The sequence below is a fragment of the Autumnicola lenta genome (assembly GCF_031846515.1).
GTDB classification, from domain to species: domain Bacteria; phylum Bacteroidota; class Bacteroidia; order Flavobacteriales; family Flavobacteriaceae; genus Autumnicola; species Autumnicola lenta.
On the sequence record NZ_JAVRHO010000001.1, the window covers coordinates 104,746 to 122,252 of the forward strand.

Consider the following 17,507-nt stretch of genomic DNA (forward strand, 5'->3'; position numbering starts at 1 on the left):
CAGGAAAACCTTTTTTAAAGCTATGGTTAAAAGAATGTTTATATAAAATCTTCTCTCACCGGGGCAAATACATCTATTAAAACCCCTGCTTCCATACACTCTGCCCCGTGCTTTAAATTTGGTTGTACAAAAAATGTGTCTCCTGCTTCTAAAATTTCAAACTTACCGTCTATGGTTATTTTAAATTTTCCGGAGGCAACATAGGAAGACTGAGTATGAAAATGATCATGTACATGCCCGATTGCGCCTTTTTCAAACTTAACTTTCACCATCATCATTTGGGTATTATGGCCGGTAATTTTCCTGGTGATGCCTTCTCCGGCTGCTTCCCAGCCTGATTTTTCTTCTTTTGAATAAGTTTTTCCCTGTAGCATATTTACTTTTTGAACCTTTAAATTTATTTACATCTGTTCATTTTTTCCATTTTCGATATTAAGTCAGAACTTCTCACTCTTCACTCTTCACTCTTCACTTTTTTCTTTGAGCGAAGCGGTCTATGGCATTCAATGATTCTTTTCCCATTCAGGATAATCCCTTTTCAGCAATTCTTCAGCATAATTATCAATATAATTGTAACCTACTCTTCGTTCCTGCTCAATTTCGGAAATATGATATTTAACAATTCCGTCGCGGCCTACAAATATTGGTGTTCCGGTTGTAATATCATTAAAACGTCCCCATAACGGACCTCCCGCAGAATCCTCTATTACAATCCGATCCCGGCCATCAGTATAAGTAGAATCCTTTACCCAAACTACTTTCTTACCCATCACCTTATGATCCTGAAACCATTGCACTGCACTTCTAATTGATTGCTTAACTTCATCTGAAGGATTTTCCAGTTGTAACAGATATTCTACAATTCCGGTACTTTCTTTTCCACTTAAGGAAGGAAGTTCATAAGCTCTGGCTTTTGCCGGACTAAAATCGTCTTTATCATGTTGGGCGCACCAAATAGTAAGTTTTCCATTAACTTTTACCTGTGTTGCCAATATTACTTCAAGACCTTTATCTATAGCTTCTTGTGATTTTCGTTGCCGTTGGACATCTACAAAAGAATAATCCTGTTTCTCTATGGCAATGTCACGCAATAAATCCATCACGCCAATCATTGCGCCGTCGTTGTAGGTGATGTGCTCGTAATAGCCCTGTTTTATGGGATAGAATTGCGGCCAGCCCCCATTATCATATTGCGCTTCAAGAAGATAATCTATGCCCTTCAGAAAAGCTTTTTTATATTTTTCTTCACCTGTGGTATTATAAATTTTTGCCAGGTATCTCAGTTGAGTATGGGTGGCGCCATTATCTATTGTAGCACCCAGTTTTTTAAGTTTTTGATTTCTTAGTTCTTCTTTTTCTGCGGAAGTCAGCTTATCTGCCATGTCAATATTCTTATCCCAGCCACCATTTTCATTTTGGTAAAGGAGAACATTATCTGCAATTCGCTGTGCCTCATCTGAAGCATACCATTCTTTATCCTGGTGTTGCGCCCTGCCCCATGAAATTTGTTCATTTTGAGCAAAAACTGATTGCTGCAATGCCAATAAAAAACCAATTAAAAAAACTACAGATTTTACATACTTCTTTAAATTTATCATCATCACCTTATTTATAAATTATCATTATCCTGAAATTATCTGAGATCTATACAGAGATTATTATTATCTGCCTAAAAACAGTTCAGCACGGCCCATAATGCTCTCTAATGACATTTTTACTTTTTCATTAAATCTTTCTCTAAAATTTCAGGCTTTATAAATTCTTTCAATTCAAGATCCCTTTTTGCTATTTCCTGAAGCGCTAAGCTGGCCACTATGGTTGCTCCAATTTCAGATAAATGAGTATCATCTTCCATTCCATTAGGCTCGTAAGAATCCTCACCAGGTTCCAGGTGCAGATGCAGATTTTTAGAATCTTCAGGCCCATATTTGATTTCCAGCTGCTCCGTGAGTAACTGCATATCGATAAAAGGCACCTGGAGATCTTTTGCCACCATACGGGTTACCAACGGATATTCTCCGTGAGTATCTACCAGAACTCCTTCTTCATTAAAATTCCTCCTCACTATAGAACTTAATAACAGGGGATTAGCTTCTTTTTCCTTTGTTTCCTCTACAAATTTCTCGAGATTAGCACGGTACTGAGTAAAAGGGTTTGTGTACCGGGTTGGATCTTTTACTTTTTGATCATTGTGACCAAACTGTATAAAAACATAATCCCCCGGCTCCAGCTTATTCTTAATATCTTCCCACCTTCCTTCAGCAATAAAACTTCTGGTACTTCTTCCATTTACCGCATGATTTTCAATATTAATTTCTGAAGTCATTAATTCCGGCAGCATCTGCCCCCATCCATGTTCTGGATTTTCTTCAGGATCTTTTTTATCAGACATTGTGGAATCACCTATCAGATATAAAGTTGGCTTTTCCTGTGCAGAAATTGCAACAGAAAAAAGAATCAGAAAACAGAAAATAAAATTCATCATTTAATATTCTTAATTAATATTGCTCACTCTGAGAAGCCCAGTACCAGTCATTAGTATTGCTGAAAATGTTCTTTAGAGTATATTTTTTCGCTTCCTCACTGGTTAGCTGATGTGACCAGTCTACCCGTTTCTCAGGCGCCGCGCCGGGGCCGAAACTATTATATTCAGCATAGTAGGTGGTTCTTTCCTTATTGGGAAACATTTCATCGCCAGGCCATGCGTTCCAACCTTCCGAAACTATATGGTTTCCTAGTTCAGAATTAATGAAAACCGTTTGCGCATATGGTCTCCAGGGCCTGCCGAGATACACCTCATTCACACCTTCGGCAGCTATAAGTCTGCAATTGATAAAGACATAGCCAAATTCCTGATTTTGAGGAGTAGCAGCCGCAGTGACATAAGAATCCCGCAAGCTTTTAATCGTACAGTTTTTGAAAACGGCCGTGGCTTCTCCAAATATGAAATCTGTTGTGCCTTCTATATAGCAGTCGAGATACAGCTGCCGACTGCCTTCCGTTGCGGTGTAAATGGTATCCTGGCATCCCAGAATATTGCAATTTTTAATCACGAAACGGTCGCCTTCTACATGCAGTGCCACCGCCTGACCTTCTCCACAGGAAGAGTTTTTGATAGTCAGATCTTGAATTTTAATATCAGCACCGCGAACCAATAAGGAATAAGAAGTAAAGGTAGAATGCTCTTTACTGGTGTGCGGATTCATTTTTCCTGAATAATCATTGTTAACAATTACAGTTCCATCTTTACTTTCACCAACCAATGACAATTGATGTTTCCAGCTCGGAATTTCCAGTTTCTCGTTATAGGTTCCATTTTTAATATGAATAACCACTTCGCCGGGCCCAAGATCCCGGGTGGAATTAATTGCCTCCTGAATTTTTTTAAACTCTCCCGAACCATCCTGTGCCACAGTAATTTCCCTGTAAACTTCTTTTGCCGAAGAAGAATTTTGAAGCACCTTATCCAGGAAAGCGGTGGTTAACTCCAGAGTTTCTTCAAACCAGGGATGCATCAACCAAAAGGAATGTGGTGAATTTTCAAGGGTATGCACCTCATAATATATATCATTCTCCTCCATGATCCCGGTCATATCATCCCTGCCCGCATGAAACCTCGGAAAGGAACTATTTATGAACAAGGTAGGCGGTGTATCTTCATTTATGTATTCTAGCGGAGATGCTTCTTGCCATAACTCTGGTTTTTCCGATTTTGAGCCGCCCAGCCAGGTGGCAGCCATCCAGCCTTCTTCTGCTTCAGGATGAACAAAAGAGACAATTCCGTCTACATTAACAATCGCCTGGATTTTATCTGAAAAATTATTATTTTCAGTATTATAAATTTCAGCATCGGGAGTTACTCCCAGCAATGTTGCCAGTTGTGCTCCGGCTGAAGCTCCTAAAATGGCAATTTTCGACTTATTAATATGATACTTTTCAGAATTCTCCCGCATCCATTTAACAGCGTCTTTTAAATCCAGGACTCCTGCGGGATATATTGCTTCAGTTCCCAGTCGGTAAGCAGCAGTTACGGCAACATAGCCATTATCAGCTAAATGCTGGGCCATCACCCGCTCGTTTTCCTTGCTCCCGGTTAACCAGCCTCCCCCATGAATCAGCAAAACCGCAGGGTATTTTTGGCCATTTTCAGCCTTTGGAATATAAACATCTGCCTTTAAATCCTTTTCGGGCGTTTTCTTATAAACTATGTCTTCTTCAGCAATAAAATTATCAGAAGAAAACGCTTGTACCGGACGAATGAACGGGTAATCCTTTTTCAGTTTTTCATATGTTCCCTCGATAGTATAGGGTTTTACTTCGTGTTCCTGGGCAACAGATTTGAAAGTGAAGCCCAACAAAACAAACAAAAAAATAAGGATGTGTTTAAGATTCATTTCATTTAGTTTTAAAGATATAGGCTGTTCCTTTTTCGGTTGCTACATCATAAATATGATAATCGGGTAAATTCGGTTCGTCAACCGCTGCTTTTTCTGAAACAAGAGGTGTTTTTATTTCAGGATTTTGATAAAATTGATTGGGATTTTCTCCTGATGCTTTAGGTAGTTCATTTCCATTATTATCAAATAAGCGCCCTTCACTTCTAATACGCAAAACGCCTCCCAAATTTGAGATAATCGTTGTATTTTCTAAATGATTATTATTCCACTCTAAATCAACAACGAAATCGCCACGGGCTTTTAGTCCTTTTACCTTTCCGTTTTTCCAGGATTCTGGCAAGGCAGGTAATAAATGAACCGCTCCATCGTGAGACTGCAGTAACATTTCGGCTATCCCTGCAGTACAACCAAAGTTTCCGTCTATCTGAAAGGGAGGATGGGCATCGAGTAAATTAGGATAAGTCCCGCCAGATTCAGTTCCGTCTTCCACCAGGGTGAGCTGTGTTTTTATAAGATCATATGCACGCTCTCCGTTAAGCAAACGTGCCCAAAAATTTACTTTCCAGCCCATGGACCAACCGGTAGATTTATCACCCCGGTATTCCAGCGTTTTCTTTGCCGCAGAAAATAGCTCCGGATTTTTAAAAGGGGAAATCTGGGCTGCAGGATGAAGACCATACAAATGGGAAATATGCCGGTGCTTATCTTCAGGATTATCCCAATCATTTATCCATTCCTGTAATTGTGAATACTGTCCGATTTGCATTGGCGGAAGCCGCTTCCTGTAATTTTTTAGTTTTTCTGAAAACTGCTGGTCCTCGTTGAGGATTTCTGCCGCACGAATGGCATTAGAAAAAACATCAAAAACCAATTGATTATCCATTGTGGTGCCATAACTAATTCCCACGCCATCCTGATATTTATTTTCAGGAGACATAGAAGGTGCTACTACCAACCAGCCATTTTCCGGCTCTTCCTGAAGTACATCTGCGTAAAATTGTGCAATGGATTTTAAAACCGGATAATATTCTTCTAGAAATTCTTCATCTCCTGTAAAAAGATAATGCTGCCAGATATGTTGAGTGAGCCAGGCACCGCCCATTGGCCACATCCCGTAGAAACCACCATCAATTATACCTGTTACCCGCCACAAATCTGTATTGTGATGCATGTTCCATCCACGTGCGTTATACATCTCTTTTGCACTTTCCTGCCCGGTTTCAGACAACTCTTTGATCATTGTGAAAAGTGGATGATGCAACTCAGATAAATTTGTCACCTCTGCCGGCCAGTAATTCATTTCCGTATTTATATTCACCGTGTACTTGCTGTCCCAGGGCGGCGATAACTGATGATTCCAAATGCCCTGCAAATTTGCGGGTTGGCCTCCTGGCCGGGAACTGGAAATAAGCAAATATCTCCCAAACTGGAAATAAAGTGACACCAGCGAAAGATCACTAGTTTCAGCAAAACTTTCCAGTCTTTCGTCTGTAGTAGGATGTGTAGCTTCGCCATCACCCAGCTGTAATGCTACTCTATCATAAAGGTTTTTATAATCTTCTATGTGATTTTTTTGTAATTCGACAAGAGACATTTTCTTTGCCTTAGCCAAATATTCCGCAGCAATTTCGTTTGCATTATTGCTTAAGTCCTGGTAATTTTTAAAATTGGTTCCTATACTTACAATAATAAGAACCTCATCTGCATTCTCTATTTTAATACTTTTTTCCTTCGGAATAATTTCTCCGTTAACCGCAACAGGATAAGCCAGCGTCGTAAATTCTACTTTTCCTTCTTTATTATCTACATCCCCGCTTTTACCTGTAAGCCAGAGCATATCATTTTCAGCAAAAACCTGATGAACTTCCTGCAGACTTTCAAAACCAAGTTCAGTAGAAATTCTGCCAGGCTCATCAGCCATAAGATGAATAACCATTACCTGATCGGGATTAGAAACAAAATAGTCTCTTTTATAGTGAACTCCTTCCAGATCATATTCTACGGAAGCTATGGCATTACTGATATCCAGATCACGCTTGAAGTTTTCTACATTATGATGATTCGAAAAATCCAAAGTAAGATCCCCAACCGTTTGATATGGCATCCCATAATTGCCATTTTCAGGGGCATGTCTTGGAAAGGTTTTATCTGCAAGTGCCTGGGCCTCTTCATATTTACCGGAAAAAAGAAGTTTCCGTAGTTCCTGAATTTGCGGAAAAACATTCTGTGGCACATTATTTCCCGGCTCCCCTGCCCAGACAGTTTCTTCGTTTAGCTGAATCTTTTCATTTTGGATTTCACCAAAGACCATTCCCCCAATTCTACCATTTCCTATAGGTAATGCTTCATTCCAGTTCTCTGAAGGCTCATCATACCACAACAAATGATTCTGAGCTCCCACAGAAAGAGACGCGCAAAATAAGAGTACTGATATGAATAAATTTTTAAACATTACTCTGTTTTTAATTCTTTCATTCCATCAAAAACCATTTGGGCGACTGCTTTGGCTCCTTCCGGCTGAAAATGAGTATTATCGTCCTGACCTTCAGGATAGGCTTCATACTTTCCCGCAGGCAGGTTCATAAAATAATTACTAGTCACATATTCTCTTCCTTTTTCAGAAAAATAGTGCATGCTGCGCTGATTCAAATCTATCAACATTACATTCATTTCTTCAGCTACATCTTTTGCAGCCTGATCATATTCCCCATGGACATTTTGTAATTGCCCATTTTCCCAGGGATAGTTTCTGGCGACCGGCGAAAGAATAATTGGATGAGCATCTTTTTCCCTGGTCTGACTGACGTATAATCTCAAAAACTCTTTATAACCTTCGATATTCACGTAACGCATTGGATGATCTTCTGAAGCATCATTATGACCAAACTGTATCATCACAATATCTCCTTTTTCCAGATCTTCGAAAACAGAACGCCAGCGGCCCTCCTGAAAAAATGTACGGGTGCTTCTACCTCCACGTGCAACATCTTTAACAATGGCACTATCTGCTTTTATTAATCCTCTGATCTTAGAAAGGCTATCTGAAACCATAAACTGCTGAAAAACCTGTCCCCATCCCATAACCGGATACCGGGTTTTCATGTAATCTTCTCCGGGATCATAGTCTCCTGAATAATCGGCCATTGTAGAATCTCCAACCAGATAAATTGAAACCGGCTTCTGCTGACTATTAAAGGCCAGAAATCCAATGCTTAACAAGGCTATTGTAAATATCTTTTTCATTACTTAAGGTAATTTTCAATAGGTTCTGATTCCAAAGCACCTAGATCCGGGGCCTTACCACTATAAATTTTGTCTAAAACAACACCGGCATCTACTAATTCAGTATTTTTCCTGGGCCTCATAAAACCGATATCCGGCAGGCTGCCATCCCTTTTTCTTGACTTTGATAATTCAGATATATCTACAGAAACAAAATCCTTTTCAGCAACGGTTATATCCATCTGCCAGCTGTTATTTCTCACTTCCTCAACTTCAGCATTATATTTTCCTAAATCTCCCAAAACCAGACTATTGATAATTGTTATTTTTTCAAGTCCGTTTTTTTCAGCAAAGGCGAAATTGCGGCCATTGCCGGTGGCAGAACAGTTTAAAATTGAAACTTCACCACGGTTGCTGTTATGATCAAACCCGTCGCTCACATTATTTACTGCCATACAACGATAATAAGAAGCATTATGCTTTCGTGTCTTATCATCACTCCCGCCGGTTTTAAAGCCATTGCCATCGCCTTTTCCTTTGTCGCCATTTTTTAAATAGCCGTTATTAAAAGCCCAGCAATTTTCATAGGTGGTTTTTACATTATCCGCTTCCCTAAGGTAACCGTCCCAGCCATCGTCAAGATTGTTCCAGGCACGACAACCTATAAATCTGTTTCCGGAACCCACATCCATTTTTACCGCAAAGCCATCGGCGTTCTCCAGCTTTGAATCGGCATTATAAAAAGAATCGCAATTTAAAATAGTATTATTTGAAGCACCATCATCGAGCTGGAGACCTGTGTCAGCACATTCAGAAAAACTGCAGAATTCAATAATATTATTATTCCCCCTTACGTGCAGTCCATTATCCCCGGCTTTATAAAATTGCAGACCCTTAATATGCCAATTATCGGCCTTTAGTACAATTCCCTGATTTGAAGAATCTTCCTTCATAGAAGAAAAATCAAGAACAGGTCTGTCTCCTGATGTATCGCCAATCAGAAAAATAGGATAATCTGAAGTCCCGGAATCATTTACATATATCCTTTCGCTAATAGAATATCTCCCTGCTTTAACAAAAATAGAGTCTCCGGGTTCTACATCGTCAATTGCTTTTACAAGCTGCCGGGATGTGCTGACCTCTATAAGTTTTTTAGCTTTTTTTTTTGATGGTAGTGCTGCAGAGACTTTTCTCTCAATATCTTCTTCAGAAATATTACTTTCTGAAAAATCTATATCTGCACTTTCTCCAAGTACACGTATGGAAGCTGCATTTTCATTTTTATTATAATCAAAATTATTTATATCAACATTTTTAGTGTTATAAAGAACCAGGGAAGGTCCTTTCTTTTGTAAAACCTTTACGTTTTTTAGTTCAATACCATTTGCATCTATGATTGTAATTCCTTTTTCTGCCTCAAGAATAGCATCTTGCAGAGTCACATTCTTCAGCTTCATTTCTGGCAAACCCATAAAAAAGGCAGCGGTATTTGATCCTGTTACTGTAATATTCTTCATATGGATATCACGAAAAGAAGGAGTTTCTTCAGTTACAGGAACCACAGATTCGTCCCGTGCTTCATCAGCAGCATCCTGATCTCCCTCAAGGATTGGTGAATTTCCGCCATAAAAAAGATTGAAACGAATGGCTTCAGTAGGAATATTGATCATATCTATGTTAGAAATGTAAATATTTTCCACCACTCCGCCGCGGCCACGGGTACTCTTAAATCTCAGGCCTACATCAGTGCCCATAAAAGTACAATTTGAAACATGCACATTCTTAACTCCGCCGGACATTTCACTGCCAATCACAAAGCCTCCATGGCCGTGGTAAACAATATTATTCTTTACAATCACATTTTCGGTAGGAATTCCGCGTTCACGGCCGTCCTCATTTTTACCAGATTTAAAGCAAATTGCGTCATCTCCCACATCAAAGGTATTGTTGTAGATCACTACATTCTTACAGGATTCCAGGTCAAGTCCATCCCCGTTTTGCGAATACCAGGGATTTCTAACGGTAAGATTTCGAATAGTAATATCTTCGCTCATTAGCGGGTGGATGTTCCAGGCAGGTGAATTCTGAAAAGTTGGTCCATCCAGCAAAATCTTTTTACTGTTTACAATGCTCACCATTACCGGCCGTAAAAAATCCTTAACCGACTGTAAATCTTCATCTGAAAGCTTATCAGGCACATTAAAATTGGTGGTGCTATTATATCCTTTTTTTGAACTTTCTGTAGGGAACCACAGCTTTCCGTCTTCAGATAGGACTCCGCCAGACTCTAGAAGGCCATTCCATTGGGAGGACGTCATTTTTCCTTTTTTAACAGGTCTCCATGCGCCCCCGTTACCATCGATTACTCCCTGGCCGGTAATAGCGATATTTTCAACTTCTATGGCATTAATAGGTGATTCATTACGCACGGTGTTCAAACCTTCAAAACTCGTTTTAACAAGATTATAATCATCAAAATCTTTGCTGAAAATAATAAAAGCACCATCTTCCAAATGAAGGTTGATATTGCTGCGGAAGTGGATAGGCCCGGTTAACCACATTCCTCTTGGCACAATTACTTTCCCCCCACCATTTTCGGCAACATCGATAATGGCCATTTTAAAGGCTTCAGTGTTTTTATGAAGTCCGTCCCCCACAGCGCCAAGATCGATAATATTTACATCATAATCGGGAAATGCAGGTTCCTGCACCCTGGGCATGTCAAATTCTATATTCTTATAGATGTTGGCAGGATCCCAGGAGGAGTTTTGCTGCGCATTAATAACTCCCAATCCGGAAAGGACGAAAATCGACAGCAATATTTTATTGATTATTTTCATTTACTTCTTATTTGTGATTTCGTAATCTTCAAAAGACTCTGTTACTTAAAAACTATTCAGATTCTTGATGTGCTGAAACAGATTTAGCATGATGCGCGCTGGTACTAATCCTACTTAATGATTCTAAAATATTGAACATCGGCATAACCGCCCCTTTTAGCTTCCTGGGTACTTACATTAAACAAACCAACTTTTGCTCCAATCCATTTGCCGGGCTGCGCTTTAAACGCATCCCCAATTTGTATAAAACTTTTCCCGTCTTCGCTATAACTGAATCTGCACATAGCATCGGGCGCATTTACCTCCACCCGAAAAACAACTTCGTTCGAGGGAATACGTTTTTCAGTAATGGTAACTTCTTCCTCTCCATCTATAGCATCAATAGCCTGAGTTTGTCTTATAATAAAACCTTCCTCATCATGAGTAAGTGTTAGCGTGGCATAATCCATTCCCATCACTATAAGTCCGGCTCTTTTTCCTTGCTCAGCTTCCTGCGGAAAAAGACTGATTTTAGTTGTTGCTGTAAAGTCCGGAGCAGGAAACTTTTGCAGTAAAAGGTTTGGTGTCATCCAGAGATTTGGTGAATCTTCAGGAGTTTTAATGGAAAATAACCTGAGGTAATCATTACCGGTTAGTTTAGCATGCCATACCACTTCAGGGTTTGCCTGCCACTGCCATTGCATGCCCAGACTATCTTCTTCAAATTCGGTACTTTCAACAGGAGTTACTACAGAGAAACTTTTGCCAACGTTTGGCTTTTTAAAAGTTTTCACCGGCTCTCCTATTCCATTACCATCTTTGTCTTCGCCCATTACCGGCCAGTCATTTTCCCAGCTCATAGGTTGTAGGTGCACTATGCGCCCATAGGCTTCCACATCCTGAAAATGGTAAAACCAATCTTCTTCTTCCGGCGTTTGAACCCAGGCGCCCTGGTGCGGACCATTAATATCGGTACTACCTTGTTCCAATACTATTTTTTTTTCATAGGGGCCGTAAATATTTTTTGATCTCAGTATAAGTTGCCATCCTGTGGAAACTCCGCCGGCAGGGGCAAAGATGTAATAGTAACCGTTTCTTTTATAAAATTTGGTTCCTTCTACTGTAGGTTGATCATCGTGACCATCGAACACATGCCGACCGGCATCAAGGACTTTGGTTCCTTCAGCATTCATTTTATTTACAGAAAGCAGACTTTTCACTCCCGCACGGCTCCCTGCATAAGCATGAACCAGATATGCCTTTTCATCATCATCCCAAAGCGGGGAAGGATCTATAAGTCCTTTACCTTCCATAACCAGTACCGGCTCTTCCCAATTTCTGTATGGGTCGTCGGTTTTGACCATATAAATGCCATGATCGGGATCTCCCCAGTAAATGTACAGCTCATTGTTGTGAGACCGGATGCTTGGTGCCCACACTCCATTCCCATGCTGCGGAACAGCAAAAGTCTCTTCCGGCACCTGCTTTGGTAGAGCATAATTAATGAGTTTCAAGTTAATCATGTCTTTGGAATGCAGAATAGGTAAACCCGGTGCGGCATTAAAACTTGAAGCCGTCATGTAATAGTCGTCACCTACCCTTACCACGTCCGGATCAGAATAATCGGCATAAAGAATTGGGTTGGTATAGGTCCCATCCTGGTTGTCTGAAACCCAGACCTCCGATCTATAGGTATCGGAATTCTGAGCTAATATATTTAGCGTGATTAGTAAAAAAGTAAGTACTGAAAATAATTTCATTGTTATTACTATTATCTGTTTAACTGAAGGCTGGCCAGGATGAAAGGCCCTGTTCCTTTTGGATCGTTGCTCCTTATTTCTTCATTAATATAATATTCATAAGAAGCATCGCGATATGGATCCCCACCCAAACCTGCCACAGCACAAACCTGATTTAGATTAACCACTCCATTTTCCTCCACAGTGATAAGGTTATTAAGAATTCCTTCATAAGCTTTTTCAGCCACCTCCATATATTTTTCAGCGATATAATCATTCTTCGCAGCCTTAGCCAGAGTATAACTAAACATGGAAGAGCCTGAAGCTTCGAGGTAATTCCCTTCACGGTCACCCTGATCCAGCACCTGGTACCAAAGTCCGGATTCTTTATGCTGAACTTTTATAATAGCTTCCGCGAACTGGTTCAAGTATTCAATGATCCTGTGACGGCCTTCATGATCTTCCGGAAGATAATCCAGCACATCTACCATGGCCATACCGTACCAGCCCATTGCACGGGACCAGAAATTAGGAGAAGTCCCTGTTTTTTTGTCTGCCCATTTTTGTTGTTTACTGGAATCCCAGCCATGATAAAGCAAACCAGTTTCTTCATCTTTCATATGCTCCTGAACAAGATCAAACTGGTGCACAATATCATCATAGGCTTCTTCAGCCTTTTCCCCTTCGTTAAACATTTGCGTATAGTGGGCGTAAAAAGGATGGGCCATATAAAGACCATCCAGCCACATTTGCTGCGTATAGCGCTCTTTATGCCAAAAACCACCTTCTTTTGTGCGTGGCTGAGTTTCTATCTGGCTTCGTAATAATTTCAAGGCTTCCAGAAAACGTTCTTCTTTGGTTTTAGGATAAAGAAAAAGCAACGTATTCCCCGAATTAAGCATGTCCAGGTTCTGGTCTGTTAGATCATAGGTTCTGATATCGCCTTCATCTGTGACCATAGTATCAGCATAGTCGTAGATGTAATCATAGTATCTTTCGTCATTGGTCTTCTCATAGACTTCTTTGGCTGCCTTTAAAACAAGACCATTGGTATAACTCCATTGTGGTTCTTCACGAAAGTCCAGTTTGGAAGCTTCGGGAAAGCGATGTATTTCAGATTGCATCATTCTCTCGGACCATTTTAAGTCTTCAGAAACAATTTTTTCCTGCTCTGCAGAAGCTATTTCATCAGCTTTCTCTTCTTCAGCATTTTTACAACTAATTATAGTTGTTAAAGCGAAAAACATTATTAAAAACCGAAATTGATTCTTCTGAAATTCCATCATTCTTATTGCAAATTATCGTTGGAATCCAAATCGTTCAGCAGTTCATCGAGGTTAGCAACAAATGTTTCTTCACTTGTAATTCCTCCTTTTTCCTGTTCCCAGGCTCCAAGAAGGTAATAAGTCACTTTATTTGATGTGGGGTTGAAAACCAGCAAATGATCGTCCGGCCCTTCTATTTGTTGCTCCAACTGATCCTTTTTATAGAAAATGGCCATTCCCAGTTTATCTTCATCGTTAACCAGGGTTTGGGTTCCGTAAGTGGCAATGTAAGCCCAGTTGCCCCCTTCGCTTTCTTTATGCATCAATGGAACATCTTCAAATTTCACAATGCCGGTAGTTAAACCTTCAATTTCTTCGGAAGGAGATAGTTCCACCCGGGTGTAACGGCCTTCAGGATAAATAGTCAGTTTCGCATCCAGGTCGATTGTTTTGTCACCGGTTTGCCAACCTTCATAAGTTATATCTACAGAAGAGCTATTCGATGAATTACTTACCTCCGCATGGGTACTTTGTACATTTCTGAAATGTGCCACGGTATCATTCATATACCTTCCATAACCACCAATTCCCAGGGATTTACCAGCCTTTAGAATATCCTGTCCCCAAGTTGCTTCTTCATGATAAGAATCAAAATTATCCTGTCCAACATAAGGCAATACCAGGGAATCCACCTTTTTCCCAAAGATATCAATGGCGTTTCTCCAATCCAGATATAATCTATAACCTACCTGACTATTTTCCCATCCCGGCCCTTCATAACGGATGTAGTACGAATGGTCGGTATGATCCTCGGGTAGTGTTACTTCCTGAACATTTTCAAATCTCCCTCCTTTGTATTCTCTTCCTTCCCATTGACCTCCTGTTTTAACAGAAAGTTCAGCATATGTTTCATGATCAGCTTCTTTAACAGCTTCCTCCTGGGCTTCTGTTCCCGGCTGCTCCTTGTTGTCTTTACAGGAAAGGGCCATTACAGAAGTGATAGCCATTAGTAAAATTCCATTTTTAAATTTCATATTATTTATATTTTGGCGATTCTTGTTAAGATAAAAAATTTACTCCTGTTCCAGGTCTTCATATTCAAGAGATGCAAGAATAAATGGACCTACTCCCTTAGGATCATTGTCTCTGATAATTTCATTCACGTAATAATCGTAAGAACCATCACGATAAGGATCACCTCCTAAACCAGCAACACCATTTATATCGGTTAAACTAATACCTCCATCATCATCTTTTCTAATAAACTGCTCCACAATACCTTCGTAAGCTTCAATACCATCTTCCCTGTACTTTTGATCGAGATAACCTTCGTCAACTCCTTTTAGCAAAAAGTAAGCGTACATACTAGATGCAGAAGCTTCGAGGTAATTTCCTTCTCTGTTTCCCTGATCCAGCACCTGGTACCAGACGCCGGTATCTTCATCCTGATATCTTACGATCCCATCCGCAATTTTCTGAGCTATTTCAACCAGTTCATCCCTTTTTGGATGATCCTCCGGCATATAGTCAAGAACATCTACCACAGCCATACTTAACCAGCCAATACTTCTTCCCCAGTAATTTGAGGAAAGACCGGTTTCAGGATCTGACCATCGCTGCTCTTTGCTTTCGTCCCAGGCGTGATGATAAAGCCCTGTATCTTCAGTATAGGTGTATTTATCTATGAGGTAAAACTGGTTGGCAACATCATCAAAAAGTTTAGGTTCGTCAAATTCTTCTGCATAACGGGCCAGGAAGGTGGATCCCATATACAAACCATCCAGCCACATCTGATAAGGATAAATTTTCTTATGCCAGAATCCGCCTTCAGAGGTGCGGGGATGTTCCCGCATTTGATCCCTTAATTCTTCAATTGCAAGCCTGTATTTCTCTTTATCGGTTTCTTCGTAAAGCCCAATCAGGAATCTTCCGCCTTGCACGCGGTCGATATTATAATCAGATTTTTTGTAGGTTTTAATGTCTCCATCTTCTTCTACCATAAAATCAGCAAAATTCTTGATGTAATCCAGGTATTTTTCATCACCTGTTTCTTCATGAACCTTCTCCATGGAAGTCATAATAAGACCATGTGTATATTCCCATTTAGGTTTCTCATTAAAGTCCAGCGTCCAACCTTCAGGATTTCTTTTAATTTCTGAATCTGCCATCCAGGTGGAGTATCTTTTCTGATCCTCTGCACCCATTGCTGATTCCTTTAATTCTGCTTTATCTGAAGCATCTTCTTTACTCTTCCACCCAAAGGTAGTACCGGAGCAGATTAATATAATTAATAAGGCCGATAATTGCCAAATTGAGGGGATGATTTTATTTGTTATCATAACATAAGATATTAAAAAATTGTACATATAACGTCCGCTGGTTTAGGGCGAAATCAATACTAAAGCTATATCGTTTGCGATAAAATTACAACTGAACGTAATGTAATCGATTACACAAACATACACTATTAGGCTATTTAAAGCAAAAGATTTGCTAAAAAAGATAAACGATCCGGAATTCCACTTCTTAAGATGGAAATAGCTGGATTTTGCAATCAGGATCCTCTATCTATCCCTGTTCGAATTAATTAGTTATTTTCTTTCCATTTATCGTGACATTTTCAAAAGAAATTTCCTCAGCATTTTCAACTAACAAAGGAGTTTCAGCATTTTTAATATGAACATTAGTAAGATTCACATTTGCAACAGGTGATTCTTCCCTTCCTCTTATCAGGATCCCATATTCTCCCCCATTCTCGACATTAATATCTTCAAGATAAATATTCCTGATTACCGGCATAAATTCCCCTTCCTGATTGTCGTAAATGGCATAATGAGTATTTATTTTTAGAACAGCTTCTTTTACCTGTCCAACTTCGATATTTTTTACATAAATATTTTCTATAGTTCCTCCACGCCTGGTATTGGTTTTAATCCTGATAGCACGATCGAGATTTGGGCTGTTCATTTCGCAGTTTCTAACAAAAACATTACTCACGCCACCGGAAATTTCGCTTCCCATTACCACTCCGCCATGTCCGTCTTTCATAATACAATCTTCAACAATGATATTTTCACTTTTAATTCCAACTCGTCTTCCGTCATTATCACGTCCGGATTTTATGGCAATACAATCATCACCCGTGTCAAAAAGGCAATTTTTGATATGCACATTTTTACTGTATTCCGGGTTGCAACCATCATTATTAGGCCCGTGGCTCTCCACGGTCACTCCATCTACAGTAACATTATTGGATTTTATTGGATGCATCACCCAAAACGGCGCATTAATGAATTTTACATCTTTAATTAGAACATTACTACATTCAAAAGGTTCAAAAAATGTAGGCCTGAACTGATGACCTTCCCCGAAAATCCTGTCCTCAACAGCAACTCCGTCTTCTACCATTTTGCTCAGCCTGGGCAAATTATGCTCATCACGCTGATTTTGGTCCCCTTCTTTATAACCATAGCGTTCTGCGCCACTCCATGGCCACCAATTATCATTCCCTGCCTGGCCATTAAATGTTCCTTTACCAGTAACGGCTATGTTTTCCTGCTGATAAGCGTAAATAAGGGGAGAATAATCCATCATTTCCATCCCTTCATAGGAAGTATGTACCACAGGTAAATAATCACTTTTGTTGGTGGAGAACAGGATTTCTGCACCGTCTTCTAAGTGAAAATTTACATTGCTTTTAAGATGAATAGGACCTGTTAGGTACTTTCCTGAAGGAACAATAACTTTCCCGCCCCCATCTTCACTACATGCAGCAATAGCATCTGCAAAAGCCTGAGAGTTGTTTGTAGTCCCATCTGCTACCGCACCATAATCCTGTACATTAAAGTTAGTGTCAGGAAACGTGGGGACGGTAATATTCTTAATGATCCCATCTGCCTCATCCCAGGGATCTGTTATTTCGGAATTTTCGACAGCTGCAGTTTCTTTTTCTTCTGAATTGTTTTTACAGGAATAAAAGCCTCCCAGGAGCAGGCATATAATTAATACCTTGTAATTAAATTTGATTAGATTCATAGTTGATTTAATAATTTTTAGGTGAATTTT

At 39.9% G+C, this 17,507-nt stretch carries 12 protein-coding genes; all 12 read right to left on the minus strand.

Annotated elements, in window-relative coordinates; genetic code table 11:
• Window positions 1–38 precede the first annotated feature (38 nt).
• Entirely contained in the window at window positions 39–374 is a 336-nt protein-coding gene (locus RM545_RS00425; RefSeq protein ID WP_311493291.1) for a cupin domain-containing protein, read from the minus strand.
• A gap of 129 nt (window positions 375–503) precedes the next feature.
• Window positions 504–1,601 (minus strand): pectate lyase, encoded by a 1,098-nt coding sequence (gene pelA / locus RM545_RS00430; protein WP_311493292.1) that lies wholly within the window; start codon window positions 1,599–1,601, stop codon window positions 504–506.
• Between the two features lie 113 nt (window positions 1,602–1,714).
• Window positions 1,715–2,485, minus strand: a complete 771-nt coding sequence (locus tag RM545_RS00435) for a rhamnogalacturonan acetylesterase (protein ID WP_311493293.1) — start codon at window positions 2,483–2,485, stop codon at window positions 1,715–1,717.
• Window positions 2,486–2,498: 13 nt separating this feature from the next.
• On the minus strand, window positions 2,499–4,394 hold the full coding sequence (locus RM545_RS00440; RefSeq protein WP_311493294.1) for a pectinesterase family protein: 1,896 nt from the start codon (window positions 4,392–4,394) through the stop codon (window positions 2,499–2,501).
• A gap of 1 nt (window position 4,395) precedes the next feature.
• Window positions 4,396–6,849 carry a glycoside hydrolase family 95 protein gene (locus RM545_RS00445; RefSeq protein ID WP_311493295.1) on the minus strand — a complete coding sequence of 818 codons (2,454 nt, stop codon included), beginning with the start codon at window positions 6,847–6,849 and terminating at the stop codon, window positions 4,396–4,398.
• The gene (locus RM545_RS00450) at window positions 6,849–7,640 is read right to left on the minus strand and encodes a rhamnogalacturonan acetylesterase (protein WP_311493296.1); all 792 of its coding nucleotides are present in this window, start codon (window positions 7,638–7,640) and stop codon (window positions 6,849–6,851) included. Before RM545_RS00450 ends, RM545_RS00445 begins: the two co-directional genes overlap by 1 nt.
• Window positions 7,640–10,459 (minus strand): right-handed parallel beta-helix repeat-containing protein, encoded by a 2,820-nt coding sequence (locus tag RM545_RS00455; protein WP_311493297.1) that lies wholly within the window; start codon window positions 10,457–10,459, stop codon window positions 7,640–7,642. The genes RM545_RS00450 and RM545_RS00455 overlap by 1 nt, the downstream gene beginning before the upstream one ends.
• Before the next feature lie 110 nt (window positions 10,460–10,569).
• The gene (locus tag RM545_RS00460; protein ID WP_311493298.1) at window positions 10,570–12,198 is read right to left on the minus strand and encodes a glycoside hydrolase family 43 protein; all 1,629 of its coding nucleotides are present in this window, start codon (window positions 12,196–12,198) and stop codon (window positions 10,570–10,572) included.
• 11 nt (window positions 12,199–12,209) lie between these two features.
• The gene (locus tag RM545_RS00465; protein WP_311493299.1) at window positions 12,210–13,424 is read right to left on the minus strand and encodes a glycoside hydrolase family 88/105 protein; all 1,215 of its coding nucleotides are present in this window, start codon (window positions 13,422–13,424) and stop codon (window positions 12,210–12,212) included.
• Window positions 13,425–13,465: 41 nt separating this feature from the next.
• Window positions 13,466–14,476 carry a DUF4861 family protein gene (locus tag RM545_RS00470; protein ID WP_311493300.1) on the minus strand — a complete coding sequence of 337 codons (1,011 nt, stop codon included), beginning with the start codon at window positions 14,474–14,476 and terminating at the stop codon, window positions 13,466–13,468.
• 39 nt (window positions 14,477–14,515) lie between these two features.
• On the minus strand, window positions 14,516–15,781 hold the full coding sequence (locus RM545_RS00475) for a glycoside hydrolase family 88/105 protein (RefSeq protein ID WP_311493301.1): 1,266 nt from the start codon (window positions 15,779–15,781) through the stop codon (window positions 14,516–14,518).
• A gap of 244 nt (window positions 15,782–16,025) precedes the next feature.
• Entirely contained in the window at window positions 16,026–17,477 is a 1,452-nt protein-coding gene (locus RM545_RS00480; RefSeq protein WP_311493302.1) for a glycoside hydrolase family 28 protein, read from the minus strand.
• Between the last annotated feature and the right edge of the window lie 30 nt (window positions 17,478–17,507).

Bases quoted from the DNA above. Each gene is read 5' to 3' on its own strand.
- RM545_RS00480 (WP_311493302.1), bottom strand. From the start codon at position 17,477: ATGAATCTAATCAAATTTAATTACAAGGTATTAATTATATGCCTGCTC.
- RM545_RS00460 (WP_311493298.1), bottom strand. From the start codon at position 12,198: ATGAAATTATTTTCAGTACTTACTTTTTTACTAATCACGCTAAATATA.
- RM545_RS00470 (WP_311493300.1), bottom strand. From the start codon at position 14,476: ATGAAATTTAAAAATGGAATTTTACTAATGGCTATCACTTCTGTAATG.
- RM545_RS00475 (WP_311493301.1), bottom strand. From the start codon at position 15,781: ATGATAACAAATAAAATCATCCCCTCAATTTGGCAATTATCGGCCTTA.
- RM545_RS00445 (WP_311493295.1), bottom strand. From the start codon at position 6,849: ATGTTTAAAAATTTATTCATATCAGTACTCTTATTTTGCGCGTCTCTT.
- pelA (WP_311493292.1), bottom strand. From the start codon at position 1,601: ATGATGATAAATTTAAAGAAGTATGTAAAATCTGTAGTTTTTTTAATT.
- RM545_RS00450 (WP_311493296.1), bottom strand. From the start codon at position 7,640: ATGAAAAAGATATTTACAATAGCCTTGTTAAGCATTGGATTTCTGGCC.
- RM545_RS00435 (WP_311493293.1), bottom strand. From the start codon at position 2,485: ATGATGAATTTTATTTTCTGTTTTCTGATTCTTTTTTCTGTTGCAATT.
- RM545_RS00455 (WP_311493297.1), bottom strand. From the start codon at position 10,459: ATGAAAATAATCAATAAAATATTGCTGTCGATTTTCGTCCTTTCCGGA.
- RM545_RS00425 (WP_311493291.1), bottom strand. From the start codon at position 374: ATGCTACAGGGAAAAACTTATTCAAAAGAAGAAAAATCAGGCTGGGAA.
- RM545_RS00440 (WP_311493294.1), bottom strand. From the start codon at position 4,394: ATGAATCTTAAACACATCCTTATTTTTTTGTTTGTTTTGTTGGGCTTC.
- RM545_RS00465 (WP_311493299.1), bottom strand. From the start codon at position 13,424: ATGTTTTTCGCTTTAACAACTATAATTAGTTGTAAAAATGCTGAAGAA.